At 69.6% G+C, this 26,285-nt stretch carries 24 protein-coding genes and 2 pseudogenes; 12 read left to right on the top strand and 14 right to left on the bottom strand.

Translation table 11 applies throughout. The annotated features are described in order from the left end of the window. Positions 1–107 precede the first annotated feature (107 nt). The 3 genes from ACZLKG_RS16035 (at position 108) to ACZLKG_RS16045 (ending at position 2,664) form a co-directional block, all read left to right on the top strand. The gene (locus tag ACZLKG_RS16035; protein WP_463649293.1) at positions 108–1,736 is read left to right on the top strand and encodes a DUF2510 domain-containing protein; all 1,629 of its coding nucleotides are present in this window, start codon (positions 108–110) and stop codon (positions 1,734–1,736) included. A gap of 116 nt (positions 1,737–1,852) precedes the next feature. Next, positions 1,853–2,308, top strand: coding sequence for a fluoride efflux transporter FluC (locus ACZLKG_RS16040; RefSeq protein ID WP_463649294.1), 456 nt, complete (start codon positions 1,853–1,855; stop codon positions 2,306–2,308). Continuing rightward, on the top strand, positions 2,305–2,664 hold the full coding sequence (locus ACZLKG_RS16045; RefSeq protein ID WP_425708804.1) for a fluoride efflux transporter FluC: 360 nt from the start codon (positions 2,305–2,307) through the stop codon (positions 2,662–2,664). The genes ACZLKG_RS16040 and ACZLKG_RS16045 overlap by 4 nt, the downstream gene beginning before the upstream one ends. A 78-nt stretch (positions 2,665–2,742) precedes the next feature. On the opposite strand, the gene ACZLKG_RS16050 is transcribed toward ACZLKG_RS16045, so the two are convergent. Together ACZLKG_RS16050 and ACZLKG_RS16055 are read right to left on the bottom strand one after the other, a co-directional pair. Further along, the gene (locus ACZLKG_RS16050; protein WP_463649295.1) at positions 2,743–4,140 is read right to left on the bottom strand and encodes a hypothetical protein; all 1,398 of its coding nucleotides are present in this window, start codon (positions 4,138–4,140) and stop codon (positions 2,743–2,745) included. Between the two features lie 690 nt (positions 4,141–4,830). Then, positions 4,831–8,511: a PQQ-dependent sugar dehydrogenase gene (locus ACZLKG_RS16055; RefSeq protein WP_463649296.1), complete on the bottom strand. Its 3,681-nt coding sequence runs from the start codon at positions 8,509–8,511 to the stop codon at positions 4,831–4,833. 227 nt (positions 8,512–8,738) lie between these two features. Here ACZLKG_RS16055 and ACZLKG_RS16060 point away from each other — a divergent pair, with 227 nt between their 5' ends. Further along, on the top strand, positions 8,739–9,338 hold the full coding sequence (locus ACZLKG_RS16060) for a dienelactone hydrolase family protein (RefSeq protein ID WP_425708801.1): 600 nt from the start codon (positions 8,739–8,741) through the stop codon (positions 9,336–9,338). Between the two features lie 346 nt (positions 9,339–9,684). On the opposite strand, the gene arsA is transcribed toward ACZLKG_RS16060, so the two are convergent. Further along, positions 9,685–11,478, bottom strand: coding sequence for an arsenical pump-driving ATPase (gene arsA / locus ACZLKG_RS16065; RefSeq protein WP_463649297.1), 1,794 nt, complete (start codon positions 11,476–11,478; stop codon positions 9,685–9,687). A gap of 53 nt (positions 11,479–11,531) precedes the next feature. Continuing rightward, complete coding sequence (gene arsD, locus ACZLKG_RS16070; RefSeq protein WP_463649298.1) at positions 11,532–11,933, bottom strand: arsenite efflux transporter metallochaperone ArsD; 402 nt, start codon at positions 11,931–11,933, stop codon at positions 11,532–11,534. Positions 11,934–12,026: 93 nt separating this feature from the next. Here arsD and ACZLKG_RS16075 point away from each other — a divergent pair, with 93 nt between their 5' ends. The 6 genes and pseudogenes from ACZLKG_RS16075 (at position 12,027) to trxA (ending at position 14,930) form a co-directional block, all read left to right on the top strand. Next, positions 12,027–12,416, top strand: a complete 390-nt coding sequence (locus ACZLKG_RS16075; protein ID WP_463649299.1) for an ArsR/SmtB family transcription factor — start codon at positions 12,027–12,029, stop codon at positions 12,414–12,416. 68 nt (positions 12,417–12,484) lie between these two features. After that, positions 12,485–12,661 (top strand): annotated as a pseudogene (locus ACZLKG_RS16080) (ArsR/SmtB family transcription factor); the annotation flags it as partial. A 111-nt stretch (positions 12,662–12,772) separates the two neighbouring features. Further along, positions 12,773–13,150 (top strand): arsenate-mycothiol transferase ArsC, encoded by a 378-nt coding sequence (locus ACZLKG_RS16085; protein WP_463649309.1) that lies wholly within the window; start codon positions 12,773–12,775, stop codon positions 13,148–13,150. Between the two features lie 37 nt (positions 13,151–13,187). Continuing rightward, complete coding sequence (locus tag ACZLKG_RS16090) at positions 13,188–13,598, top strand: arsenate reductase ArsC (RefSeq protein ID WP_425710277.1); 411 nt, start codon at positions 13,188–13,190, stop codon at positions 13,596–13,598. Between the two features lie 5 nt (positions 13,599–13,603). Continuing rightward, entirely contained in the window at positions 13,604–14,596 is a 993-nt protein-coding gene (trxB, locus tag ACZLKG_RS16095) for a thioredoxin-disulfide reductase (RefSeq protein ID WP_425710278.1), read from the top strand. A 10-nt stretch (positions 14,597–14,606) separates the two neighbouring features. Then, positions 14,607–14,930: a thioredoxin gene (gene trxA / locus ACZLKG_RS16100; RefSeq protein WP_425710279.1), complete on the top strand. Its 324-nt coding sequence runs from the start codon at positions 14,607–14,609 to the stop codon at positions 14,928–14,930. A 423-nt stretch (positions 14,931–15,353) separates the two neighbouring features. Here trxA and ACZLKG_RS16105 read toward each other — a convergent pair whose 3' ends face one another. From ACZLKG_RS16105 to cmtR, 5 genes are all read right to left on the bottom strand, one after another. Then, entirely contained in the window at positions 15,354–15,509 is a 156-nt protein-coding gene (locus ACZLKG_RS16105; protein WP_463649310.1) for a hypothetical protein, read from the bottom strand. A gap of 162 nt (positions 15,510–15,671) precedes the next feature. Then, positions 15,672–16,196: a signal peptidase II gene (gene lspA / locus ACZLKG_RS16110; RefSeq protein WP_463649300.1), complete on the bottom strand. Its 525-nt coding sequence runs from the start codon at positions 16,194–16,196 to the stop codon at positions 15,672–15,674. A gap of 97 nt (positions 16,197–16,293) precedes the next feature. After that, positions 16,294–16,902, bottom strand: coding sequence for a cadmium resistance transporter (locus tag ACZLKG_RS16115; RefSeq protein ID WP_463649301.1), 609 nt, complete (start codon positions 16,900–16,902; stop codon positions 16,294–16,296). 68 nt (positions 16,903–16,970) lie between these two features. Beyond that, complete coding sequence (locus tag ACZLKG_RS16120) at positions 16,971–18,878, bottom strand: heavy metal translocating P-type ATPase (RefSeq protein WP_463649302.1); 1,908 nt, start codon at positions 18,876–18,878, stop codon at positions 16,971–16,973. Next, positions 18,875–19,234, bottom strand: a complete 360-nt coding sequence (cmtR, locus tag ACZLKG_RS16125) for a Cd(II)/Pb(II)-sensing metalloregulatory transcriptional regulator CmtR (protein ID WP_463649311.1) — start codon at positions 19,232–19,234, stop codon at positions 18,875–18,877. The genes ACZLKG_RS16120 and cmtR overlap by 4 nt, the downstream gene beginning before the upstream one ends. Positions 19,235–19,319: 85 nt before the next feature. Between cmtR and ACZLKG_RS16130 the strand changes: the two genes are divergently transcribed. Together ACZLKG_RS16130 and ACZLKG_RS16135 are read left to right on the top strand one after the other, a co-directional pair. Then, complete coding sequence (locus ACZLKG_RS16130; protein WP_463649303.1) at positions 19,320–19,697, top strand: ArsR/SmtB family transcription factor; 378 nt, start codon at positions 19,320–19,322, stop codon at positions 19,695–19,697. After that, positions 19,697–20,629, top strand: a complete 933-nt coding sequence (locus tag ACZLKG_RS16135; protein ID WP_463649304.1) for a cation diffusion facilitator family transporter — start codon at positions 19,697–19,699, stop codon at positions 20,627–20,629. Before ACZLKG_RS16130 ends, ACZLKG_RS16135 begins: the two co-directional genes overlap by 1 nt. 24 nt (positions 20,630–20,653) lie before the next feature. Here the strand turns inward: ACZLKG_RS16135 and ACZLKG_RS16140 are convergent, their stop codons facing one another. The 5 genes and pseudogenes from ACZLKG_RS16140 to ACZLKG_RS16160 all read right to left on the bottom strand — a co-directional run bounded on the left by ACZLKG_RS16140 (position 20,654) and on the right by ACZLKG_RS16160 (position 26,222). Beyond that, positions 20,654–22,150 carry a serine/threonine protein kinase gene (locus ACZLKG_RS16140; protein ID WP_463649305.1) on the bottom strand — a complete coding sequence of 499 codons (1,497 nt, stop codon included), beginning with the start codon at positions 22,148–22,150 and terminating at the stop codon, positions 20,654–20,656. Positions 22,151–22,246: 96 nt separating this feature from the next. Further along, a complete protein-coding gene (locus ACZLKG_RS16145) occupies positions 22,247–23,755 on the bottom strand; it encodes a recombinase XerD (protein WP_463649306.1) in 1,509 nt (502 codons plus the stop codon). Positions 23,756–23,766: 11 nt separating this feature from the next. Continuing rightward, the gene (locus ACZLKG_RS16150; RefSeq protein WP_425710296.1) at positions 23,767–24,099 is read right to left on the bottom strand and encodes a helix-turn-helix domain-containing protein; all 333 of its coding nucleotides are present in this window, start codon (positions 24,097–24,099) and stop codon (positions 23,767–23,769) included. Then, positions 24,096–24,839, bottom strand: a pseudogene (locus ACZLKG_RS16155) (tyrosine-type recombinase/integrase); the annotation flags it as partial. The pseudogene ACZLKG_RS16155 and the gene ACZLKG_RS16150, both read right to left, overlap by 4 nt. Before the next feature lie 33 nt (positions 24,840–24,872). Further along, positions 24,873–26,222, bottom strand: a complete 1,350-nt coding sequence (locus ACZLKG_RS16160; RefSeq protein WP_463649307.1) for an IS256 family transposase — start codon at positions 26,220–26,222, stop codon at positions 24,873–24,875. Between the last annotated feature and the right edge of the window lie 63 nt (positions 26,223–26,285).

Consider the following 26,285-nt stretch of genomic DNA (forward strand, 5'->3'; position numbering starts at 1 on the left):
CTCTCCCCGCGCGGAATGCCGGGCATGGGCCCTCGCCGTGGCTACCCTCGACAGGTCCGGACCGTGGGGAGCCCCACGCCGTCGCACGCTCGTCCACGGAGGAATCGTTGAGCACCGTCGAAGCAGGTTGGTACTCCGACCCCTGGGAGGACGGCAAGATCCGCTTCTGGGACGGCGTCACGTGGACCGACGAACAGTACGACGCCGAGGACTCGGAGTACGACGTGCACGGTGCGGAGGACCCCACTCCGCCTGTCGACCACACGGTTGCCCCGTCGTCCGTGCTGCAGGCCGGGCAGTCGTCCGGTGCGGTGGCTGGCGCACAGGACGTCGCACCGGCCGACCAGGGCCTGCCCCCGTCGGCCCCGTCCGCTCCGGGCTACGGCCAGATGCCGCCGTCGGCCCCGTCCGCTCCGGGCTACGGCCAGATGCCGCCCTCGGCCCCGTCCGCTGCGGGCTACGGTGTCGGTGCGCCCGGGCAGGGCGCGGCCGGTCCGCACGGCAGCACGCCGTCCGGCGGAAGCGGATTCACCGCGGGCAGCGGCTGGTCCGCCGGGTCCTCGGCCGAGGCCGGCTGGGCCGGTCAGACGGGCCCGGGCTTCTACGGCATCCCCGGCGCGGGCTCCCCGGGGTCGACCGGTCCCGTCGTCGAGTCCGGGTCGACCGCTCAGCTCGGTGACGGATACGGCGGGTACGCCGCTGCCGGCGCCGGCAGCTACCCGTCGGGCGGCACCGCCGCCTACCCCCAGGGCGCCGGAGCGCCGTGGGCAGCGTCCCCGGAGGGCCCCGGTGGTTTCGGAGCACCGCCGCAGGTGGCCGGTTACGGCGCGCCTCAGGGGCCGGCCGGCTACGCCGGTCCGCAGGGCCCCGGCGGCTACCAGTCGCAGCAGAGACGGTCCGGACTCTCTCCGCTCCTCGCCGGTGCACTCGTGCTGGCGATCGTCGCGGTGCTCGGCGTCGGCGCGTACTTCATGTTCTTCTCGGGCGACGACGACCCCACGGCGGGCGGCCCCGGGGGCGACCCGTCCGCCCCGGTCCCCGGCCCTGCCCCGGCCGACGCCCTGACGTTCACCGACTCGTCGGGCGCGGAGGTGCCGGAGTCCGGCCAGGTGCAGGTCCCGGCCGGCGGTGCGTGGACCGGAACCCTCACGGTCACCGAGCGCACGGGGTTCCTCGCACTGGCCGCCTCCGGTGACACGGATCCTCAGATCGCCGTGTCCGGCGAGGGGGTGTCGGTCGACGTCGACGACGTCGGGAGCGCGTCGAGCGACCTCGCCCCCCTCGGCGGCTCGTCGGGACTGGACGCCGCCGTCGGCCTGGTGCTCGAGCCCGGGACCTACACGGTCGAGGTCACCGACTGGCGCCAGAGCGGTGGGACGGTGCCTTTCGAGTTCCGCTCCGGTCTGGCGGGCACGCTCTCTCCGGGGGCTCCCGTCGACGTGTCCGTCGCCGTCGACGACGTCGCCCTGCTCGCGACCGAACCCGCCGGACCGTCGGGCTCGGTCCATACCCTGCGCGAGGGTGACTCCGACCCGCAGCTCGTCGCGTTCCCGACCGACGGCAGCGGTGTCGTCAACAACGACGACGGCGCCTACGACGCGCCCTCGGAGATCGGCGCGCAGATGTCCAACCGGGACGCGTACGTCGAGGTTCCGACCGGTTCGCCCACGCTCGTCGTCGTCAGCATGTGGCGGGAGGAGGCCGGCGACACGTCGGTGATCTACACCGATCACTGATCGCCGTCCGCCGGCGGGCACGAGCTCGCCGCAACGAAGGGTGCGGCTCCGGCCGGCGGCCACGGCACCGAGGCGGACCCCGCGGGCATGTGGTCCGGCGGGTCTATCCTCGCCGCGTGCCTCACCCAGCTCGCCGCCCGCGGCCGGAGCACCTGCGGCCCGGGATCCTCGCGCTCGTGGTGCTCGGCGGGACGCTCGGCTCCGGCGCGCGTGCCGCTATCGACCAGCTGGCCGGGTCCGTCCCGGCCGACGTTCAGTGGGCGACCGCCGGCATCAACGTCACCGGCGCGGCACTCCTGGGCGTGCTGTTCGCCGTGCTCACCACGATGCACGACGAGCGGGCACGCCGGGCACGGGTGGTGCTGGGGTCGGGCGTGCTCGGTGGCTACACGACGTACTCGGCCCTCGCCCTGCAGACGGTGCAGCTCGCCGAGGCGGGACGACCGGCCGTGGCCGCAGGCTATGCCGTGGGGTCCGTCGTCGCGGGCGTCCTCGCGGCCTACCTCGCCCACGTCGGCGTGCTGCGGGTCGTGCGCGCGCAGCGCCGTCGCGACGGCGGGGGAACGGCATGACGTGGCTGCTCGTCGCGCTGGCGGGCGGCCTCGGCGCCGGTACGAGGTTCCTGCTCGACGGCGCCCTCACCGTGGCCCTGCGACCGGCACTGCCCGTGGGGACCGTGGTGGTCAACGTGCTGGGGTCCTTCCTGCTCGGGCTGGTCGCCGGGACCGGAGGCGTGTCCCCGGAGCTCGGGCTGGTCGCCGGGACCGGTTTCCTCGGCGGGTTCACCACCTTCAGCACCGCCAGCGTCGACGTCGTGCGTGTCCTTGGCGCCCGGCGACCCGTCGCTGCGTCGTGCCTGTGCGCCGGGATGCTCGCGTCGTGCGTGGGGGCCGCGTGGTGCGGGCTCCTGCTCGCCCCGGGCCTGTGATCGCCGTCGATCAGCGCCCGGTCGCGAACCGCGGTCGGCCCTGCCGGCCGTTCCCCAGCGGCCCCCGGCGACGGCCGGTCAGTAGTCGCCGATGAGCCGCGAGAGGGATTCCGCACGACGAGGCTGAACCCAGGCGGCATGGTTGGGCAGGTGCACCGTGGCACGGCCGTTCGGCGTGAGGGCCTCGCACAGCCGTGCGACCGCGACGAGATCGATGAGTGCGCCCCAGACGTCCGCCTCGACCCGGAGCCGGGTGCCCCCGAGCACGAGGTCGATGCCGGCGGGGATCTCGCCGGACGCCTCGTAGACCACGCGGGATTCGGTGAGCCGGTCCCACGTGCCCGCGGTGCGCGCGATGTCCCCGACGACCCGCATCCAGTCGTCCGAGGAGTCGGTCATCGTGTCCTCCGGCGGGAACCGGTACACGTTCGCCCACGCGCGGATGTCGCCGCGCACCGGGTGGTGCACGACGGCGTCGAGAAACGGGTCCCAGTCGGCCGGGTCGGCGGATGGTACGACGGCTCCGGCGACGTCGTCGACGGACAGCCTCGGATCGAGGCGGAGGCCCGACTCCACGAGCGCGGAGAGCCTGCGGCGGTTGGACTCGAGGGTCTCCGGGTCGGGAGGTGCTGCGTCGGCGCCACGAGCAGCTCCACCCGGGCGGGGCCCGGCGGGGCCGGATGCGGTACCCGGGGCGCCGGCCACGTCGGGGGAGACGGGTACGGGCGCGCTCGTGCCGTCCGCGGTGGATCCGGCAGCGGTCGCTCCGAGGTCGGCCGGAGAGGCGTCGACGACGGCGGGCGGCGTCGTGGACGTGGCGCGGGTGGAGGTCCCGGGCGGACGGTCGGCCTCACCGATCGTCGGGTCCTCGGTCGTTTCGCTGATCGACGGGGGGACGTCGGCGAGCGCGAATCGGACCTCGGGCGCGCGGGAGAGGCGCACGGCGATCGACCGGGCCTGCTGACCGTGCTCCTTCGGCACGACGAGTCGGCGGTACGTGGCGCCCCTCCTCGGTCCCGCGTCGGAGGCGTCCGGGACGGTGGCCGGGTCGGAGTCGGAGCGCAGCAGGGGGATGGTCACCAGCCTCGGCGGGACCATCCGGTCGAGGAGAGTGTCGAGCACGGGGGCGATCTCCCGGCCCTCGAGCGGGACGGCGACGGGGGTGCCGCCGAGGGTGACTGTGACCGAGCCGGAGGCGCCGTCGTCGAGCATGACCTCGACCGTGCCCACGTGCCCCGACGCGCCCAGCGCGTCCTCCGCCATGTGCAGGGTGCGGTGCACGGACGCGGCGACCTCGTCCTCCGTGGCGGTGGCCGGCAGCACTGCATCGCCGACGACGAGCTCACGCACCGGGCGGTCGAACGATGCGCCGGCACCGTGCAGGAGGAGCTGGAACGGCAGGGGGGCGCGGTCGGCCGCGGCGAGTCGGAGGCGGAGGTCGTCGTGGCTGACACCCTCCCGAAGGTGGAGACCCATCGCGGCGAGGGCGGCCAGCTGCCGGGTGAGCGGCGCGTCGTCGGCAAGGTCGGCGGGGGAGGGTCCGGCCGGGACGGCGTCCAGACCCGACGACCGTCCGGACCGTGCGTCCGCCGCACCCCTCCCGCGCTCGCGCGGCGTCCGGTCACGACCGTCACTGCCGGTACGACGACTGAACGGCCACATGGCGTGTCCTCCTCGATCGGATCGGCGCGGCGCGTGAGGCGCGCGTGGCACGCCTCCACGGTAGGTCACGGCACGGGCGTCGTCGCGCACATACGCACGTCCGTGCCGGCGAGTGAGCGGACTTCTGCCCGGCGCGTGTGGCGAGTGAGCGGGGTTCGGTCCGTTCCGTGTGGCGAGTGAGCGGGGTTCTGCCGGTTGGGGAGCGGTTGCGCCGTGTCGTGCCGAGGCGCCGTCACCCAGTCAATCAGGTAACCATTGAGTCAGTCCTCCGGGGGCACTGCCTCGATGGTTACCCCGCTGACTCACCGACCACACCGCCCCGGCGACGGGCATCGCGACGACGGCGAAGGGCGGGCACCGCACCCCATCAGGGTGCGGGGCCCGCCCGACCGGTGAGCGCCGCCCGGACCGAGATCCGGGCGGCGCCTATCCGTGGAGCAGGACTCCGCTCACTGGTGGAGCAGAAGTCCGCTCACTCGCCAGCTATCGGCACCGGGTCCTGGGTCAGCGGCGGACTCCGAGGGTGTCGGAGCCGTCGCCGTTCCAGTCACCGACGAACACCTCGTCGCCGGCCCGGCCGTACCGGACCTCGGTGTCGGCCACCGTCGAGGTCAAGGAGTTCGACACCAGGTAGAGGTTGCCCCGGCGCACCGCGAAGGTGTCCACGGCGTCGCCGTCCCAGTCACCGACCAGCACCTGATCACCGGCCCGCCCGTAGTCGAGCTCGCTATCCGCCCAACCGGTGCTCAGCGAGTTCGACACGTAGTACGTGTTCCCGCGACGGACCGTGAACGTGTCGACGGCGTCGCCGTCGTAGTCCCCGACGAGCACGGTGTCGTCGGCGCGGCCGTAGTCCAGCTCCGCGTCGGCGTTGCCGCCGGTCAGGCTGTTGGTGAGGAAGTAGCTGTTCCCCCGGCGCACCGCGAACGAGTCACTGCCGTCGCCGTCCCAGTCACCCACCAGCACCGAATCACTGGCCCGTCCGTAGGTCAGCTCGACCTCGGCCGCCCCGCCGTACAGCGAGTTGGACAGGTAGTAGGCGTTCCCACGGCGCACGGCCAGCGTGTCGGAACCGTCGCCGTCCCAGTCACCCACGAGCACCTCGTCACCCGGACGACCGAAGCTGAACTCGTGATCCGCCCAGATCCCCCACCCGTCGTTCAGGTAGAACCCACGCCCCGCCGACGGCGGAACCGGCTCCGGCTCCACCGGCGGCTCCTCGTCGTCGGACTGCGTGGAGACCACGAGGTCACGCATGCTCCCGGTGTTGTCGAACGAGCCGAACCCCACGCGACCGGAGCCGAACGTCGTGTCGGTCGCCGTCATGAGGGGGTCGTCGAGTCCGTCGACCCAGACCGCGATCTCGCCGGTCTCGGCGCAGTGCACGAGGCGGACGTCGTGCCAGGCGTCGTCGGTGATCGCCGGAGGAGCGCCGACCGAGGCCTCCTCGTCCCACTGGTCGTCGATCCGCAGACGATCGGCGCCGTCGACGAGGAAGATCCCGTTGTGCGCGTAGATCGTGTTGTCCTGCGACAGGTGCGCGTAGTAGTACTCCGTGTCGGACCGCTGCCCGAACACGAGGATGATGTCGCGGTTGTTGACCGACGGTGGTGCATCCAGCCGGACCTCGGCCTCGACCTGCACCGTTCCGACCGGGTCGCCCGCGGCGAGCAGGGCGTACTCGAACGGACGGCGGATGCCGTCGCCCGGGTCGGTGCCGGGACCGGTCATCGTGATCATGTCGCCGGGGAAGTCCCAGATCTCCGGCGTGCGCGGCGTCCAGTTCTCCTCGGCCATGAGGCCGGTGACCTCGGTGTCGAAGGTGCACTCGGGCGTGGACGGTGGATCGACGGGCTCAGCGCCGTAGGCCGCGTACTGCGCCGCTATCTGCTCCGGCGTGGGCACGGCGTCGAGGATGACGATGTCGTCCATGCGGCCGTCGAACGCGTTGCGCTCCCGGTCGTTCTGGGGGAAGCTGCCGCCGATCTTGATGCCGGCAGGGTTGGTGCCCGAGGTCGTTCCCTCGCCCCACGGGTTGTCCGCGGTGTACTCGCCCTCGAGCTCCTCGCCGTTCATGAAGAGGCGCATCTCGCCGGCCTCGTAGTCGAAGGTCGCGGCGAGGTGCACCCACTCGTTGCGGGCGAGGATCTCGTCCCACGGCATCGTGGCGGCGTAGGTCCACGATCCGGCGCCGTCGACGCGGCGGCCGAGCGCGACGAGCCTCAGCTCGCCGTCGACCTCGATGACCTCGAGCAGGGCGCGGACGCCGTGCCCGTCCGAGTCGCCCGACAGCACTCCCGCGAGACCGATCGCGTTGAACACGTCGTCCGGGTCCGTGGACTCGGAGTTGGGCACGGGGTGGTCGCCGGTGGGCTTGAACCAGCCCATAATCGATATCTGCCCCGCGTCCGCCAGCGCGTCGAGCGAGTCGACCCCCTCGGGGTCGTAGACGCCGGCCTTCCAGTCGTCGTTCGACGCGGTGTCCGGGCTCAGCTGCTGGGTCTGCAGCGCGAGTCCGGCGCCGGGGTAGGCCGCGTCGGCGACGCGCATGAGCTCCCCGCCGTTGACGAGCTCGATGTCCGTGCCCGAGCGGCCCAGGTCGTCCTCCCACGCAGGCGCGTCGGCCACGGGGTGGTCGAACGTGTAGTGGCTGACCACGTTGCGCGCGAGCTCGGGCAGCACGTTGGTCTCCGGCACCTCGTGGGCCCCGGTCACGCTCCAGATGCGGCCGTCGGCCTTGGAGACGAGGTACAGCTCGCCGGAGGCGTCGGCGCCGAAGCGCAGGTCGACACGCGTGTCACCGACGAGCTCGGCGAACGTCGTCTCGACTCCCTCGTGGATGACGCGGAGCTCCTCGATCGGTGCGAGGTCGTGTGGGTCCCCGTCGTTGCGGTGCATCTCGTCGGCGTTCGTCGAGAGGATCCACCCCCGGACGAGGTCGGTGAACAGGTACCTGCCCTGGAGCTCGGGGATCGACCCGCGGTAGACGAACCCGCCGTTGACCGCCACGCCGGCATCGCCGGTCTGGCCCGGGTCGCGGTTGTGGTCGTACGCGGCGACCGGGTAGGTGTAGCCGGCGTCGTCGTCGGGAAGGGGGTAGATCTGGCGGTCGTGGGCGAGGAAGGAGCCCTCGCGCTCGGACCAGCCGAAGTTGTCCCCGGACTCGACCTCGTAGATCGACTCCACCTGCCACTCACCGATGTGCCCGAGGTACATCGCGTGCTCGCCGGCGGTGTCCCAGCTGATGCGGTGTGGGTCGCGCATGCCGACGGCGTAGATCTCCTCGAGCGCGCCCTCGGTGCCGACGAAGGGATTGTCCGCCGGGATCCCGTACTCCCCGTTGGCGCTGTCCTCGCCCAGCGGGTCGATGCGGAAGATCGTGCCCTGCGGGGTCGCGAGGTCCTGCGGATTGCCGTTGTCGACGCCGTTGCCGCCGTCGCCCACGAGGATGTAGAGCATCCCGTGGTCAGGGTCTCCCGGCTCGACCGTGGGGTTGAAGGCGATCTGCTGGACCGTGTGGACGCGGCCGGCGAACGGGATCCGCATGAGCTCGCGGCTCGTCCCGGAGAACGTCTCGGCCGACGGATCGTCGGCCGTCCACTCGGTGATGACGCTGTGGAACGCGGTACCGCCGTACTCGGGGAAGTCCGGCTCGTCCTCCGTGAGCGCGGTGCCGCCCTCGGTGTGCACTGTGTAGAAGATGCCGTTATCGGCGAAGTCGGGGTGGAACTCCGCGAAGCCGAAGCCCGTGCCGAGGCCGGCGTGGTTGTGGAAGTTGTCCGCGAAGTGGTCCCGGACGTTGAGGTAGTCCACGTACTCGCCGGTGTCTCGGTCGACCAGGTACAGGATCTCGTTCATGTCGACGACCATGAGCCGGCCGGAGTCGTCGGGCACCTCGTCGAGGTGGGTGATCCGGTTGTGCCGGATCAGCCGCTCGTCGGTGGGCTCCGGGGTGGGGGAGGACTCGGGGAGCTGGACGAGCTCCTCCACCTCGATGGCGAGGGTCGTCAGGGTGGGGTCGGGAAGGGGATTGAGCAGAGGATCGCCGACGGGCTCGTCCGCCTGGGCGGCGGGCGCCAATACGAGCGTGGCGCACATGGCAGCGCCGGCAGCGATCGTCACCGCCGTTCGCCGTCGTCGGGGCCGTCTGTGGTGCCGGGTGGAGTTCTGCCGTGTGGACGTCATCGTCGCGCTCCTAGCGTGGAAAGCGTTTTCCTGGCAGTCAATCAATCTAGGCCCGGACGATGAGCCGAAACATCGTCCGCTGGTATGAGATCCGGACGGCCGGTCGTGGTCCGCCCGCGGGTGCCCTGGTGGCGGCGACGCTCAGGCGCACGACTGTCGGTGCTCGGGCGTATCGTCGCGCCCGGACGCGACCCGCCCGGTGGCCGCGCCGAGGCGAGGGGGTCGTCATGGTCGACGTCGTGCTGTTCCACCACGTCCTGGGGCTGACCGAGGGGGTGCGGGAGCTTGCCGAACGCCTGCGGGCCGGCGGCAGGCACTCGGTGACAACGCCGGACCTGTTCGACGGCCGGACGTTCTCGAGCATCGAGGACGGCTTCGCCGCGTTCTCCGCGATCGCCGAGGACGAGGTGCTGGCCCGTGCGGCGCGCGCGGTCGCTCAGGTACCGCGGCCGGTGTACGCGGGGATCTCGCTGGGGGTGATGGCCGCGCAGCGGGTGCTTCAGGAGCGTGGGGACGCTCGCGGTGCGCTCTTCCTCGAGGGCGCTCTGCCTGTGTCGGGGGAGTGGGCGACCGGGCCCTGGCCGACCGGCGTTCCTGTCCAGATCCACGGGATGGACGACGACGAATTCTTCACGCACGAGGGTGACATCGACGCGGCCCGGGCGATCGTGAGCTCCGTCGGTCCCGACAGCGGCGAGCTGTTCACGTACCCGGGGAACGCCCACCTGTTCACGGACTCGTCGTCAGCAGGGTTCGACGCCGACGCGACCAGGCTCGTCGTCGAGCGTGCGGTCGCCTTCCTCGACGGGCTGGGACCAGCGGCGTGACCGGAGTGGTGCCGGGACCGGTTGACGCCAGTTCGGCCGGGCGGTCGGAGGAGGGCGGGCCTCACTCTTATTGGCACCCCTACGTATCGAGACGTGCCGAGTTCTCTGTTCTGACACTGCGAACAGGACAGGCATCGGGGCCTGGCGCGGCGACGTCGAGTCACCTTTCGAGGTGCTGGCGGAGGCGGGCAGCGACAGCGAGTCGAACCAGGGGACGTGGGGTGACGGTGGTCGGCGGCCCGTAGGTCCTCGGTCGCGAAACGCGCACGGGGGAGTGGCTATCGCCGGCTCGTGTTTCGTCCGAGCGACGCCCGGCCTGGCCCGCCGGGCGTCGCTCCTGGACACGTCACGCCGACGTGGGCACCATCTCGACGGTTCGATCGCGCTGGCTGAGTTCGCGAAGTCCGGCGATACCGATGGGCTCGGCTGGGAGGATCGGCAGGACGGCGCACCGCTCGGCGGTGGCAAGGACCTGCTCCAGCTCTGCGCGTTCGTTGCCTGCGCGCTTGAGGAGCAGGGCGTTGGTGGTCTGTGCGGCGGTGAGGGAGTTGTTGACGACCCATCCCCATGGCTCGATGCCCGCGCGCCGCAGATCGTCCTGCAGGTGGGTCGCTTCGAGAACTGGTGTGGTCTCGGGCAGCGTGATCACGACGACCTTGGTGTGCTCGGGGTCCTGGAGGCGCATCATCGGGGTGGTGACGTTGTTGCTGTCGCCCATCTGGCGTACGACGTCGCGGTGGTAGGAGCCGGTCGCGTCGAGCAGGAGGAGGGTGTGCCCGGTGGGGGCGGTGTCCATGACGACGAAGCGCCGGCGCGCTTCGTTGACGGCCCGGGAGAAGGCCTGGAAGACGGCGATCTCTTCGGTGCACGGCGAACGCAGGTCCTCCTCGAGCGCGGCCCGGCCGGCCTCGTCGAGCGCCGCACCACGGTTCCGGAGCACCGTCTCACGGTACGTGCGCGTGGCCTCGTCCGGGTCGATGCGCGAGACCTGAAGCCCGTCCACCGCCTCGTCGAGGGTGTCAGCCAGGTGGGCGGCCGGATCGGTCGTGGTGAGGTGGACGTCGTGCCCCCGTTCGGCGAGGGCGACGGCGACGGCCGAGGCGATGGTGGTTTTGCCGACCCCGCCCTTGCCCATGAACATGAGCAGGCCATGGTCCTGCTGCGCGAGCTCGTCGACGAGGGTTTCGAGGTCGTCGGTGCCGGCAGGAAGTCCGGCCGGGGCCTCCTCGATGGGTGCCTCGAGGCTGGTACTGGCCTCGTCGAAAAGTCTGGTGAGCGCGTCGAGGCCGACCATGTTGTCGGCCCTGAGCGGAAGGAGGTCGGTCGGGAGGCCGCGCAGCGCCTTGGGCAGGTCGTTCAGCACGGCCTGTTCGCGGTCGTGGACGGCGCGTGCCAGCACGTCGCCGTCGCCCGGGGGCGGCAGCACAGCGTTGACGACGACGTGCTGCTGACGCAGACCGAGCTCGGCAAGCTCCCCGTGGGTTCTCGCGATCTCGGTGACAGCGCCGGTCTGCGGCCTGGCGACGAGCACGAGACGGGTGCGTGCCGGGTCTCCGAGAGCGTCGACGGCTTCGGCGTAGGTCGAGCGTTGGCGCTCAAGGCCGGAGAGCGGCCCCAGGCACGACGCATCCCCCTTGCCCTCGTCGAGGTAGTCCGTCCATGACCCGGGAAGCTGAAGCAGGCGGATCGTGTGGCCGGTCGGGGCGGTATCGAACACGACGTGGTCGAACGCGGCGGTGGTCTGCGTGTCGGTGAGCAGGCCGGTGAACTCGTTGAACGAAGCGATCTCGGTGGTGCACGCCCCCGAGAGCTGTTCCTCGATGAGATCGACCTCGGGCTCGGGCAAGATGCCCCTCACGGGCCCGACGATGCTCTCCCGGTAGGTGGTCGCGGCCTCCGCGGGGTCGATCTCGAGCGCGGACAGGCCGGGCACGGCGGCGATCTCGGTGATCGTGTTGCCGATCGCCGTGTCGAACACCTGACCCACGTTGGAGGCCGGGTCGGTGCTCACCAGGAGCACCGACCGTCCGGCCCGGGCGAGGTGCATCGCACTGGCACAAGCGATCGACGTCTTGCCGACGCCGCCCTTGCCGGTGAGGAACAGGTAGCGGGGGGCGTCGGTGAGGAAGGTCGGGATCACTAGAAGCCTTTCAGGAGCTCTGGTCGAGTGTCGGGGCAGCGAGGGACGGCGGTTCAGCAGCCGGTGGATCCGCCGCCGCAGCAGCCGCCGCTGGCCGGGACCATCGACAGCTCGGGCCGCCCGCCGGGCGCCGGAGCGGCGGTCTCCTCGCCCTCGATGCCGGCCCAGCGGGCGAGCTCTGCACGGGCGGGGTAGGCGCCCGTCCGTGCGACGGTGCCGTCCACGAGCACGAGCGGGAGCTGCTCGGAGCCGGAGACCTTGAGGAACTGCAGGACCTGGGGATTCTCGGCGAAGGCCTGTGCCTCGCTGCCGAGGTTGAAGCGGTTCACGGTGGCTCCCTGGTTCTTGAGCCAGTCCACATCGGCCGAGAAGTTCACCAGCTCCTGCGGGACGTCAGGACCGCACACGCCCGTGCTGCAGCACATGGCCGACTCGTAGACCTCGATGGTGCTCATGATGACTCCCTAGATGGATCGAGATTGATCGATGCAAGGACGAGCGTAAACCCTTAGATCGACCGCTGTCGATTCAAGGGCCATACTGGGAGCATGACGAACCCGACGACGTCGGCTGCTCCGCTCGCCGCGGCCGACGACTGCTGCCCGGTAGTGGTGCGTGAGCACGTAGTAGTCGAGGAAGTGGCCGCCCTGAGCAGGGCGTTCAAGGCCCTTGGTGACCCGACCAGGTTGCGTCTCCTTGCCAGTATCGGCGGACACCCTGGGGACAGCGCCTGCGTCTGTGACCTGACCGAGCCGCTCGGGCTGAGCCAGTCGACCGTCTCCCACCACTTGAAGGTCCTTCGTGAGGCCGGGCTGATCGAGGGGGAACGCCGAGGTACCTGGGTGCACTACCGCCTTCTGCCCGGAGCGCTGCGCGAGCTCGGTGCCGCCCTGAGTGACGCTGCGAACCACGCGTTGCCTGGTGAGCCCAGCTCCTGACGCGCAGCGCCTGACCCCGGACGCGTACCACTTGACTGAACCCAACCATCTCAGCCATCATTGACTCAATGGATACTGAGGCGCTTTCGCAGAGGGTGGGGCTCCACTCTGCTCTTGCCGACGCCGCCCGGTTACGGATCGTCGACACACTGACCCTGGGGGATGCCGCGCCCTCCGAGCTCGCACGAAGCATCGGCATGCCGTCCAACCTGGTGGCGCACCACCTGGCGGTCCTCGAGCGCGCGGGCATCCTCGCGCGGAAGAGGTCCGAGGGCGATCGCAGAAGGAGCTACGTCCAGCTCGTCCCTGGCGCGCTCGACGTCCTATCGCTCCGGCCGGCCCGTGTGGTCCCACGCGTGCTGTTCGTCTGCACCCACAACTCCGCCCGTTCTCACCTCGCGGCTGCCCTGTGGCGGCGGGCGAGCGCAGTGCCGGCGGCTTCGGCCGGCACGCACCCGGCCGATCGGATCAACCCGTCCGCGGTCGCCACCGCCGACCGGCACGGCTTGCACATGCCGTCGACCACCCCGCAGCACATCGACGCAGTACATGCCCCGGATGACTTCATCGTCAGCGTCTGCGACCGGGCGCACGAGGAGCTCGACATCCCGATCGACATCCACTGGTCCGTCCCGGAGCCCGTCGGCACGGGATCGAACGAAGCCTTCGAGGCGGCCTATGACGATCTCGCTCACCGGGTCACGAGCCTGGCCCAGGTCCTCGATCCAGCCTGACTGTCAGCACGTCCAGCCACCCCAAGGAAGTCACCACATGAGCAAGCAGCCCAGCGTCATGTTCGTCTGCGTCCACAACGCCGGGCGGTCCCAGATGGCCGCCGGATACATGAGCGCCCTGTCTGACGGCCGGGTCGAGGTCCGGTCGGCCGGCACCATGCCGGCGGAGCAGATCAACCCCGTCGCCGTGGAGGCGATGCGCGAGGAGGGTATCGACATCACCACCGCGCGTCCGAGGGTCCTGCAGGCCGACGAGGTCCAGTCCTCCGACGTGGTGATCACCATGGGTTGCGGGGATGAGTGCCCGTTCTTCCCGGGCGTGCGTTACGAGGACTGGCCCCTGGCCGACCCGGCGGGCCAGGGGATCGACGCCGTGCGCCCGATCCGCGACGAGATCCGCGGCCGCGTGGAGGTTCTCCTCGCCGAGCTCCTGCCCGTCAAGGCGTGATCCCCGTGACCACAGCTGCCGCTACGGCGGACGTCCGCGACGTCATCATCATCGGCTCCGGCCCTGCCGGCTACACAGCAGCCATCTACGCGGCCCGCGCCGAGCTGCGCCCGCTGGTCATCGCCGGCGAGCTCGACGCCGGTGGCGCCCTGATGAACACCACCGAGGTCGAGAACTTCCCCGGATTCCCCGACGGGATCATGGGACCCGACCTCATGGACAAGATGCAGATCCAGGCCGAGAAGTTCGGGGCCGAGGTAGTGTTCGCCACTGCCACCGCAGTCGACCTCACGGGGGCGGTCAAGACCGTCACCACCGACGAGGCCACCTACCGCGCGCGGTCCGTGATCCTCGCCAACGGCTCGGCCTACCGAAAACTCGGGCTCGACGACGAGGAGCGGCTGACCGGCCGCGGAGTGTCCTGGTGCGCGACCTGCGACGGGTTCTTCTTCCGCGGCCAGGAGATCGCCGTCGTGGGCGGCGGTGACAGCGCCGTGGAGGAGGCCACCTTCCTGACGAAGTTCGCCGACAAGGTCTACCTCATCCACCGCCGCGACAGCCTCCGCGCATCGAAGATCATGGCGGACCGCGCCCTGGCGAACGACAAGATCCAGCTGGTCTGGAACAGCGAGGTCACCGAGATCCACGGTCAGGACAAGGTCTCAGGACTCACCCTCCGTGACACAGCGACTGGCCAGACCCGCGACCTGCCCGTCACCGGCCTGTTCGTCGCCATCGGTCACGACCCCCGCACAGCCGTCCTCGACGGCCAGATCGAGCTCGACGACGAGGGCTACATCCTCACGGCCGCGCCCACGACCACCACCAACATCCCCGGCGTCTTCGCGTGCGGGGACGCGGTCGACCACACCTACCGACAGGCGATCACGGCCGCGGGCACCGGCTGCTCCGCAGCGCTGGACGCCGCGCGCTATCTCGCCAACCTTCCGGTGCTCACCCCCGAGCCCACTGCCTCCGAGCTCGCGCTCACCCACTGAGAGGACCGACATGAGCAGCGTTCCCGACATCACCGACGCCACCTTCGACGCCACGGTCCTCGGCTCCGACAAGCCTGTCCTGGTCGACATCTGGGCCACCTGGTGCGCCCCGTGCCGCCGCACGACCCCGATCATCGAGGAGCTCGCCGCCGAGCACGGCGACAAGATCCAGTTCGTCAAGGTCGACGCCGACGCCAACACCGAGACGGTCACCAGGTACGGCGTCACCTCCATCCCCACATTCAACCTGTTCGTGGGCGGCGAACTCGTCAAGAGCCTCACCGGTGCGCGGACGAAGACCCAGTTCCTCGAGGAGCTCGCCGAGTACCTCTGAGCCACCCAGGCCCACACGTACGCCCGACCGCCTTCCGACGGCTTCTACGAGGGGAGCCTCCGACACGCACGCTGACCTGGCTACCGGTAGCGGCAAGTGTTCGCGTCCGCATTATTCGCGGCAGTCTGCCGCCGGTTTAGGGTTCGAGGAGAGGCGCCGGCTGACGTAGCGCGAGAGCGGGGCAGCAGCGCTCGCGGCGTGCTTGGCCGTGATGGGGTCGCTGTAGCCGAGGAGCTTGGCGACGATCGGTGCGGGGACTTCCATCACCAGGTCTTGGATGGAGCGGGTTCGCGCGGCGAGGCTCTCGATGCCGAGTGCGCGTAGACGCGTGTGGACGGTGCTCGGATGCAGGTGACGCCCGGCGCGGATGCTCGGGAACAGCCAGGTGTTGCGCCCCGGGTTTGGTGCAGGCTTCAGTGTCTGTCACCGAGCCCGGGCGAGCTCGATGGGTCGATCGTAGCCGTTGGGCTGGTGGAGCTGCTCGACCTCGGCCGGCGGGCGCTGGTCGAACTCCCCGTGGGGGCGTCGCTGGTTGTACCAGTCGACGTACTCGGCGACCGCGATCTCGACGTCGTTGATCGACTTTCAGCCGCGACCACGCATGTATGGATTCTCGATCAGCTCGCCTTTGAACAGCGAGTTGAACGCCTCGGCCATCGCGTTGTCGTATGAATCCCCGTGCGAAGAATGTCATTCGCCCGCTTCAACTCACGATTCTCCCGCTCCAACTGGTTGATCCGCTCAGTGACGTCCGTGGTCCGTCCCGGGCGTCGGGTTCTCGGTCCTGTCGCCGGTGATGAGGGCTGTCACCATCAGGGTTATGGCCCCACCAGTGATGTAGACGTCAGCGAGGTTGAAGGTGGGGAACCAGCCGGTGTGCAGGTAGTCGGTGACGACGCCGTCGGTGGCACGGTCGATCAGGTTTGCCACCGCACCTGCCAGGATGACGGCCAGCGGCAGCCACGTTGAGCGTGTCTCGGTGCGGGTGGCACGCCAGGCGAAAACGGCCACCGCGGCGATGATGAGCCCGGTGGTGGCGAGCACGACACCGGCTGGCAGCTGGGCGCCGAGGCTGAAGGCCATTCCGGCGTTGAAACCGAGGCGAAGCTCGATGGGTCCCAGGTCTACCGAGTGGCCGTCGGCCAGTGCCCCACCTGCCCATGCCTTCACCGCCAGGTCTACCGCGGCCAGCAGCACGACGGTGAGGAGGAGGGTGGCCCGAGCCCGGGTGCCGCTGCTCGCTGAGCCGAGGTTCCGTGTGGTCATGGGGACGCCGTTCTTGTGTGGGCCGCGTCGGCTACTACTCCCTGCACGTGAGGGCTCACGGTTGCTCCTTCAAACGATCCGTCGAGCGTCAGCGCTCTCATAGGCCGAAGGCACCGCCCTCGAGGAGGATGACGACGCCCAGGCCGATGAGGACCAGCGGGAAGAGGATGTGCTCCCAGCGTTCGAGGACCTCGGCGATGGGCCGGCGGGTGGCGACGTACCGCGCGGCGAGCACGAGGAGGCCGACCAGGGCGAGGAAGACGGCGCAGTAGGCGATGACCGCGGTGGTGGAGGCGGTGGCGAAGACGGGGACGTAGACCCCGATGTTGTCCCCGCCGTTGGCGAAGGTGACGGCCGCGACGGTTAGTGTGCCGACCTGGCGGTCACCGACCTTGGCCTCGTCGTCGTCATCGTCCTCGTCGCGGTTGCGCCACACTCGCCAGGCCGCGTACAGGCCCAGGGCCAGGGGGATGAGCCCGAAGTAGGGCAGTGCGGCCTCGGGCAGGAAGGTGCGGGCTCCCAGGGAGACGAGCACGGCGGCCAGCAGGATGCCGCCGAAGCCGAGGTACTGGCCGGCGAGGATCTTGCGGGTGGTGCCCCGCTGGCCGGCGCCGCGGGCGTAGAAGAGGGACAGGATGATGATGTCGTCGATGTTCGTGGCCACGAACAGGCCGACCGCCTGCAGGATCGGGGTGAGCAGTTCCATCGGTGCCTTTCAGGGCGCGGCCGACCGCCGCCGGTGCACGACGAGGGTGGGTGGACCGCGGCGGGGGGTCAGTGTCCGGGCGTGGTGGCGTGGTGGGTGCGTGCGGCGCGCAGGCCGTTGAGGATGACCAGGACCTCGGCGACCTCGTGGATGAGCACGACGGCGGCCAGGCCCAGGACGCCGGTGATGGCCAGCGGGGGTAGGGCGGCGATGATGAGCAGCGACAGGACGATGTTCTGGTTGACGATGCGCCGCCCGCGCCGGGCGTGGGCGATGGCCTGGGGCAGGAGGCGCAGGTCCTGGCCGGTGAAGGCGATGTCGGCGGACTCGATGGCGGCGTCGGAGCCGGTGACGCCCATGGCGATCCCTACGTGGGCTGCGGCAAGGGCCGGGGCGTCATTGATGCCGTCGCCGATCATCGCGGTGGGCCGGCGGGCGCTGAGCTCGTCCACGGCGGCTGACTTGCCTTCGGGGCGCAGCTCGGCGCGCACGTCACTGATGCCGGCCCGCGCTGCGAGGGCACGCGCGGTGCGCTCGTTGTCCCCGGTGAGCATCGTGACCCCGATGCCGCGGCCCGTAAGGGTGCTGATGACCTGGGGGACCTCGGGCCGCAGCTCGTCGCGCACCCCGATCGCCCCGGCGACCGTGCCGTCGCGGTGGACGACGACGACAGTCATCCCCTGCGATTCCAGGTCGCGCACTGGGTCGGTAAGGTCGCCGGGGTCGACCCAGCGGGGGCTGCCGACCCGCACCTCGGCGCCGTCGACGGTGCCGTGGATGCCGTGACCGGCTTGCTCGGTGATACCCGCGGCCGCAGGGGTTGCGGTGGTGGCTTGGGTGATGGCGGTGGCGAGGGGGTGGGTGCTGTGCTGCTCGAGTGCGGCGGCCCAGGCCAGGACCTGCTCCTCGGTGAGGCCGGTGGTGGGGACGACGGCTGTGACGGTGGGCCGGTTGGCCGTCAGGGTCCCGGTCTTGTCGAAGGCGACGTGCCCGATGTCGCCGAAGCGTTCGAAGATGGCGCCGCTCTTGATGATGACGCCGAACTTGCTCGCCGAGCCGACCGCGGAGACCACGGTGATGGGCACCGCGATCGCCAGCGCACACGGGGAGGCGGCCACGAGCACCACCAGGGCGCGGGTGATCCAGGTCTGCGGGTCACCGGCAAGCGAGCCGATGACGGCGACGAGCACGGCCAGGAGCAGGACGCCGGGTACGAGCGGGCGGGCGATGCGGTCGGCGAGCCGGGCGCGGTGCCCCTTCTCGGCCTGGGCGCGTTCGACCAGGCTCACGATCGTGGTCAGGGAGTTGTCGGTGCCGGGTGCGGTCGCCTCGACCTGCAGGACTCCCGTGGTGTTGATCGCCCCGGCGGACACCTCATCACCCGGGCCGACCTCGACGGGGATGGACTCACCGGTGATGGCCGAGGTGTCCAGGCTGCTGCGCCCGGTACGGATGATTCCGTCGGTGGCGATGCGCTCACCGGGCCTGATCATCATGACCTGCCCCGCGGCCAGGTCTCGCGCCGGGACGGTCACGCTCTGGCCGTCGGTGAGGACGGTGGCGCTCTGGGGCACGAGCTTGAGCAGTGCGCGCAGCCCGGCACGCGCGCGGTCCATGGCGCGGTCTTCCAGGGCCTCGGCGATGGAGTAGAGGAAGGCCAGGGCCGCGGCCTCCTCCACGTGCCCCAGGAGGACCGCGCCGGTGGCGCTCATCGTCATCAGTAGCGCGATGCCGAGCTTTCCGGTAGCGAGCTTGCGCAGCGCACCGGGGACGAACGTGGAGGCCCCGAGCAGCAGGCCGACCCAGAACAGCACCAGCGCCGCGGTCGGGGCGTCGGACCACTCACAGGCCATCCCGGCGACGAACGCGGCCCCCGAGGCGATGGGGATCAGGACGGCACGGTCACCCCACCACGGGGCCTCGTGCTCGTCGTCGCTCTCGTGCTGCTCAACGGGGGCGTGGGTGGTCGCGCTCATGCCACGGTCCCGCTCGGGCAGCAGCCGGGCACCGTGCAGGTGGCATCGACGCACGGCGCGTTCTCATCGACGGCCAGCGTCACCTCAACCAGGGCGATCATCGCCGCGGCCAGGTGCGGGTCGGCGATCTCATACCGTGTCTGGCGCCCTTCGGGCTCGGCGACGACGATGCCGCAGTCCCGCAGGCAGGTGAGGTGGTTCGACACGTTCGACCGGGTCAGGCCCAGGTCGCGGGCGAGTACCGCCGGATAGCTCGGGCCCTCGAGGAGGGTCATGAGGATGCGGGAGCGGGTGGGGTCGGCCATCGCCCGGCCCAGCCGGTTCATCACGTCCAACCGCGAAGCAATAGTCAGCATGCGCTGATCATACAGCACACGCTGATCTCTGGCGGCTGCTCTCCACGACATCATCTGCACATCTGCATAGGTGTATGGTCGTGGCATGAGTGTGACGCCGTTGGATTCGTGTGAGGTCACCGCCGTTCATCCGGAGAAGGTGGCGCTGACCCGGGAGAGGATCCCCGACGAGGGGGAGGCGGGCAGGTTGGCCGGGCTGTTCAAGCTCCTGGGGGACCCGCGCCGTGCCCGGGTGCTGTATGCGTTGCTGGAGGCGGGGGAGCTGTGCGTGTGTGACCTGGCGGCGTCGGTCGATGTCGCGGAGGCGTCGGTGTCCCAGGTGCTGCGCGTGCTGCGCAGCGCCGGGGTGGTGGCCAACCGGCGGGAGGGCCGGATGGTGTACTACCGGCTGGCCGACGCTCACGTGCGGATGCTGCTGGACGTCTCACGTGAGCACGCCCGCCACGACGGGGGGCAGGACTGATGGGCGCGGGACACAGCCACGCCCCGGCGCCCGGGCACGCTGGTGGCCGTCACCGCCGGCGGCTGGCCGGGGCGTTCGCCCTGACCGCCGGCTTCTTCTTGATCGAGCTCGTCGCTGGACTGGTGTCGGGGTCGTTGGCGCTGCTGTCGGATGCCGGGCACATGGCCGCGGACGTGGTGGTGCTGGGCGCCGCGCTGTTGGCGACGCGTATTGCCAGTCGCCCGGACTCCACGGGGCGACGCACCTATGGCTCCTACCGGGCCGAGGTGTTCGCCTCAGGCTTGGCGGTGCTGGCGATGCTCGCGGTGGGGGTGTACGTGGTGGTCGAGGCCATCAGCCGGCTGGGCGATGCGCCGGAGGTGGCCTCCGGTGCCATGCTCGTAGTCGGGTTCGCCGGCCTGGTGATCAACATCGCCTCCATGCTGCTGCTGCGCAGCGGGTCCAAGGAGAGTTTGAATGTCAAGGGCGCCTACTACGAGGTGATCGCCGACGCGGCGGGGTCGGTGGGCGTCATGATCGCCGGTGTGCTGATCATCCTCACCGGCCAGCCGGTCTGGGACGTCGTGGTCGCGGCCCTCATCGCGGTCTTCGTCATCGTCCGGGCGGTGGTTCTGGGCAGGCAGGTGATCGCGGTGCTGGCCCAGCACGCCCCGGAGGGGGTCGACCCGGAGGACGTCGCCGGTGACCTGGACGCGGTCGAGGGCGTGGCGGAGGTCCACGACCTGCACCTGTGGACCCTGACCTCGGGCATGAACGTGGCCACCGCTCACCTCGTCGCTCAGGCAGACGCTGACCATGGCGCTGTCCTTGCTGGCACTCTACTGGTACCTCTGCGTATCAGGTATGTGCGTATGCAGACCGTTTGGACTCGGTCCTGGCCGAGTAGGCCGGATGCGACCATGCAAGGCGAGTTGCAGCATGGCCTGGGTTGAGCGGACGAAAACGTGCTCAACCATTCAGCGCCGAGATCTCCACCACCGCTGGCTGAGATCCGAGCGACGCTCGGGAATCTTGGCTGGTCGGTTAAGCCTGCCCATGGCTGTCTGCGCAAACCAGCCCAGCCAGCGATCAGCGAACTCATGAGGGTCATCCGGGTCAAGCGGATCGAGAGTCCAGGCGAGGTCTAGTCCACCCAACACCGGCATGAAAGCCTGCTCTGACCCCCATGGTTCCATGGAGCACGGAATAATTTCGGAGGGTGCGCCACTAAAGGCGGAGTCCCAGAATGCGGTTTCGAACCAGGCAAACTCGTCACGACTCTGGGCATCACAAAACCACAAAGAGTGGCTACGTCCAAACCACCCTGATGACTGTCTTTGGGCGGCACGGATCGCGATGATGGCGTCGGCGGCGACAGTGAAGGGTCCATCCCACTGGGCTGAAGGCTTCGGCACCGACAGCCCCAGTGTGGCGCCTGAGAGGCGCGCGACGAAGATCATCTCGCCACGTCCCTCTTTGCGGTCGACCGACGCTATCGGTGCGTCGTCAGCCAGGGCTGTGAGGAGGGCGTCGGCGACTCGATCGAACGAGCGGATGCCGTCGCTGGCTAGGGATTGCAGCCTTTCCTTAGCGGCTGTCTGCTGTGCAGATTCTGCCTCGGCACGTGCGCGCGCCTGGACAGCAGCTCTGTTCGCCTCTTCCAAGAGGCGTGCTCCCGAGCCGCGCGGTTCTGCGTCGGCACGATTGAGCCGGGCGAGCAGGCCTGCTGGCGTCGGTCGCGCGCTGGGTTCCTTGAAGAGGCAGTCTTCTATGATCTGCCGTAGTCGGGTCGTTCCGTTCGTGAGGGGCGGTGGCGTGGCGTGGAGGTGCTGATCGCGGTAGTGGTGGCGTTCCGGACCGGGGAACGGCCGCTGTTCGGCCAACATCTCGTAGGCGAGCACGCCCAGTGAGTACACGTCCGTGGCGCTGGTGGCTCGCTCTGCTCTCCATTGCTCGGGTGCTGCGTATGGGGCCGACCATGAGAATTTGCGTGTGTCGGAAGCAGTCGTCGCCTCCGCGAACCGTGAGATGCCGAAATCTGCCAGGCACCAGTTTCCGTCCAGGTAGAGGATGTTTGCAGGTTTGATATCCCGATGAACTACCCGACCTTCCAGAGATATTAGAGCCTTGGCGACGTCGGTCATGACGACTAAGACATCGTCCCCGGTCGGGTGGCTGTCAGCCCGTTCGAGATACTGAGCGAGGGATTGCTCAGCTCGGGGCATCACCAGCACAAGTTCGTCGCCGAGATCGGCTTTATCTAGAATCGGAACTACATTCTCGGCACCGTCGGCTTTAATGGCATCGCCGAAAAGCAATTCGCGGCTTGCGCCACGGTCGTTTCGCACACGCTTGATGACGGCTATTTCATCGTTCGGTCCGACCGCCTCGTAGACGGTTCCAAACCCCGCCGGGTCCGCGGTGAGCTGAGCTCCGACGCTCCAGACGTGGTTCTCAAGTCGCAAGTCGATCACGCTGCTCACGTTAGCCTGCCAATCTCGTGGGCGTGGACGGTCTGGAGCGCCAAGCGGGTTAGCCAAACGCGCCGAACAGCGACTGCGGGTGACGGATTAGCCGCCATTCTGCCCGCGGCCTACGTAGCGTCCCCACGGCTCGGCAGCCTTCTCGGCATGCTGAAAGGCGACTTGGTGGCTGTAGCCCAGGGCGTCGGCGACGAGCGATGGTGGGCACTCGAGCACGAGTTCGCCGATGGCTCGGTTGCGAGCTCCGAGCAGGTTGATGCCGAGATCGCGTAGTCGGGCCATGACGGTGATGGGGTGGAGGTGACGTCCGGCGAGTCTGCTGGGGAACAGCCACGGGCTCTCCGGACCGCCGGCGGTTCTCAGGTTGGGCCGGCTGGCCTGGTGCTGCCGGACGAGAGCGGCGAACGGCTCGAGGACGTCGACGCGGTGGCGACCCAGCGCGATGCTCATACCGTCACGGCCGTCGTCGACGGCGTCGGTGGTGAGGGCGACGACGCGGACGAGCGGCTGGGCGTAGAGCAGGAGGAGTGTGCCGGCGACGCGGTAGGGGAGTGCTTCGCTGGTGCCGGTCAGGAGTTCGTGGATCCAGGCGAGTCGCTGGTCCTGGCTCAGGGACGGGCTCGATTGCGGGGCGCGGTGGTTGATGTGGACGTTCGTGTTGAGCTGCGACTTGTTCGCAATCATGAAGAAATTCCGGATCATGGTCCGAGTCGTCGGCCCGGTGGCCATCCACTCGTCGACGTCCTGCTGGGTGCAGGTGGCCGCGGTCCGGTGGTGCGTCTCGTGCAGCCAGGTCAGGAACTTGGCGGTCTCGGTGATCTCCTGCTTCGCGGAATGCACTGGCCCGCGGGTATCGCTACCGGCCTGCGACTTGGCGCGGACACTGCGTAGGTGGTGCCAGATCGCGAAGTGCTGGACGGGTTGGCGGACCCCGAGTGGTAGTCCCTCGAGCTTGGTGGCGATCCACGTCTCGAAGCGATGCAGGTAGGGATCCCGCCAGGGGAGCAGACCGTGGTGCTCAAGCAACGCCCGGAGGTGCTCTGTAGGTCTCCCCGGGACGCTGTCGAGACCGTCGTGGGAGAGCTCGATGGTCCCGTCGCCCAGGTGCCGCAGCAGCGTCTGGACCTTGGGGGAGCGCTTCCAGACGATGATGGACTCGGGCCTCTCCGCGGCGCAGAGCGCGTCGAGGAGTCCGCGTAGTACAGGGTGAGCGGGCTCCCCGCCGATCAGTTGTCGGAGGTCGTCGCGTAGGGCGCAGCGGGCGCAGAGTCGGCCGCGGTGGTGGCCGGCTTCGGTGCCGCACCGCTCGCAGTGGAAGTCGTAGGGGATCTCGGCACACGTTGAGCAGATCGGATCGCCGTCCGAGTTTTCCGGTCCGGGGAGCAGGCGCTCCTGGTGGCACCGGGGGCAGGTGCCGTGGTTGTGGACGGCGGCGTAGTAGCAGGTGAAGCAGAGTCGGCCCTCTGGCCAGCGCGCTGCGAGGCGCGGGATGTCCCGGCCGCACCTCGCGCACGGGTCCTCGCGGGCACCAATGGTGCGGGGGCGCCCGCGCGTCGTGGAACGAGGGGAGAGGCCGACTGGCGCCGGGTACGTCATCGAGCCGAGTCCTACTCGTCAAGGATGTGCGCGCGTCGGGGCCGGACGGTGCGGTCGAGCGATACGACGTTGGCGGGGGCATCGGATGCCGCCTTGCGTCGACGGGCGTCGGTGGCGGTGGTGGTGACCAGGTCCGCGGGCGTGCAGTCGAAGATGTCGCACAGTGCGGCGAGGACTTGGAGCGAGATCCGCTCGGGTCGTTGATTCACGAGCCGGTAGACCTGTGGCCGTGAGAGCGTGATGTCACGCTCGTTGAGCAGAGGGATCAGCTCCGTGGTGTTGTGCAGGCCCCTGGCCGCCATCAGCTCGGCGAGGCGCCACCGGTAGTCGACCTGGCGCTTCATGGTGCTCCCTCCGTTGTCGTGCGGGCCAATGCCTCGTTGACGGTCCGGTCCAGGACGCTGCGGAGCGTGCTGCGGCGGAACTCGTCGCCGACGAACTGGTAGATCCCGGTGGTCGAGGCGTACTCGTGTCCCATCTGGTCCTGGACGAACCGCGGGTCCCAGCCGGCCTCGAGCAGGTGGGTGGCATAGGAGCGACGGAACGAGTGCAGATCGAGCCCGTCAGACAGCCCGAGCTCGTCGCAGTAGCGACGCAGCCGTCGCAGGAGGGTGGACTCCGCGACGAGCCCGCCCCGTTCGCTGGGGAACAGATCGAGCGTGTCTGGCTCGCCGCGACCGTTGGCGAGCCAGTCCTCGAGGATCCCGGGTGTCCACCGCCACACGGTCAGCACGCTGCGCGGCTTGTTCGGGGAGGACCGCTTGGACTTGCCGTAGCGGACCTTGCACACGCCGAACCTGCCGAACTCACGAGCATGCGGGTTGCGCGCGAAGTCGACCGTCTGCAGGTGCCGCAGCTCGTTGAACCGCAGCCCGTAGGCATAGGCGATCTTCATCATCACCGAGTCTCGATAGGCCGACTGCCAACCCTTCCTACCGGACCTGCCCACGCGCTCGACCTCGTCATCGGCGTGGAGGAACAGGGTGTCGAGCTCGGCCCTCGTGTACGGACGCTTGTGCGGACGCGCGTCGAACTCCTGGACGTGAGGAGCGGTGTTCCAGTCGAAGAAAACCTGCGCCGGGTGAGCCTGTCAAGTTGTCTGTGTAAGGGGGCCGGGTCAGAGGTGGGGGTTGATTCGGTCGGGGTAGACCAGTGAGAGCTGTTGGAGGGCCGTCTTCCAGTTCGTGGTGACAGCGCCCTCGACGAGCCGGCCCGAGGCTCGTCGCTCGGCGGCGGGTCGTCCTCGTTCCTTGGCTCGCTCGCGCGCTCTTTTGTCCTCGATGTTGCAGATCGCCAGCCACAGCAGCTTCACTGCCGCGGCGTCGTTGGGGAAATGGCCCCGGTTCTTGGTGACCTTGCGGAGCTGGTAGTTCAGCGACTCGATCGCGTTGGTCGTGTAGATGACCCGCCTGAGTTCGGGCGGGAACGCCAGGAACGGGGTGAACCGCTCCCACGCGGCGCGGAACGTCTTGACCGCCGAGGGGTAGCGACGGCCGAGCTCGCTGGCCTCGAAGGCCTCCAGCACCTCCAGGGCGGCCTCAGCGCTGGGCGCCTGGTATATCGGCCGCAGCGCGGCCGTCAGAGCCTTACGGTCCTTGTAGTTCACGAACCTCGTCGCGGCCCGGATCAGGTGGACCACGCAGGTCTGCACGGTCGCCTGGGGCCAGGTCGCTTCGACGGCCTCGGGGAACCCCGTGAGCCCATCGCAGCACACGATCAGCACGTCACGCACGCCCCTGTTGGCCAGCTCGGCGCAGACGCCGGCCCAGAACTTCGCTCCCTCGCTGGCCTGGACCCAGATACCCAGGACGTGCTTGATCCCGTCCATATCGACGCCGATGGCGAGATGGGCGGACCTGTTGCGCACGTGTCCGCCATCGCGGATCTTGACCACGATCGCGTCGAGGTAGATCACCGGATACAGCGCCTCCAACGGGCGGTGCTGCCAGGCCAGGACCTCCTCGCTGATCTGGTCCACGACCTTGGAGATCGTCTCGTAACTGATCTCGGTGCCGATCGTGGTCGCGAGGTGGTGCTCGACGTCCCGCAACGTCATCCCGCCTGCGTAGAGGCTGATGATCATGCCGTCCAGGCCATCGAGACGGCGCTGCCCCTTGGGCACCAGCATCGGCGTGAACGTCCCGTCCCGGTCCCGGGGGACGGCCAGATCGACGTCCCCGATCTGGGTCGCCACGGTCTTCGGGCTGGTCCCGTTACGCGAGTTCGGGTGCTCGGCAGCGTCCGCGTCGCCACGGTCGTAGCCCACGTGCTCGGTCAGCTCGGCACCCAGACCCCGCTCGAGCGCGGCCTTGAGCATCCCGCCGAGCAGGCCCTGCTCACCCGTGAGCGGCTCGCCGGCATCGATCTTGGCGAAGATGTCGTCCAACGCTCCAGAGCCCTTCAGACCGTCCGCGATCTCCTTCTGCCGCCGTCTGCGTTCCGCACGCTCCGGACTCTCCTTGGTCATGGTCACAGCATGTTCTCCTTCGAACGCTGACCCCACCCCTTACACAAACCATCTGACACGCCC

The sequence above is a fragment of the Georgenia sp. Z2081 genome (genome assembly GCF_055326445.1).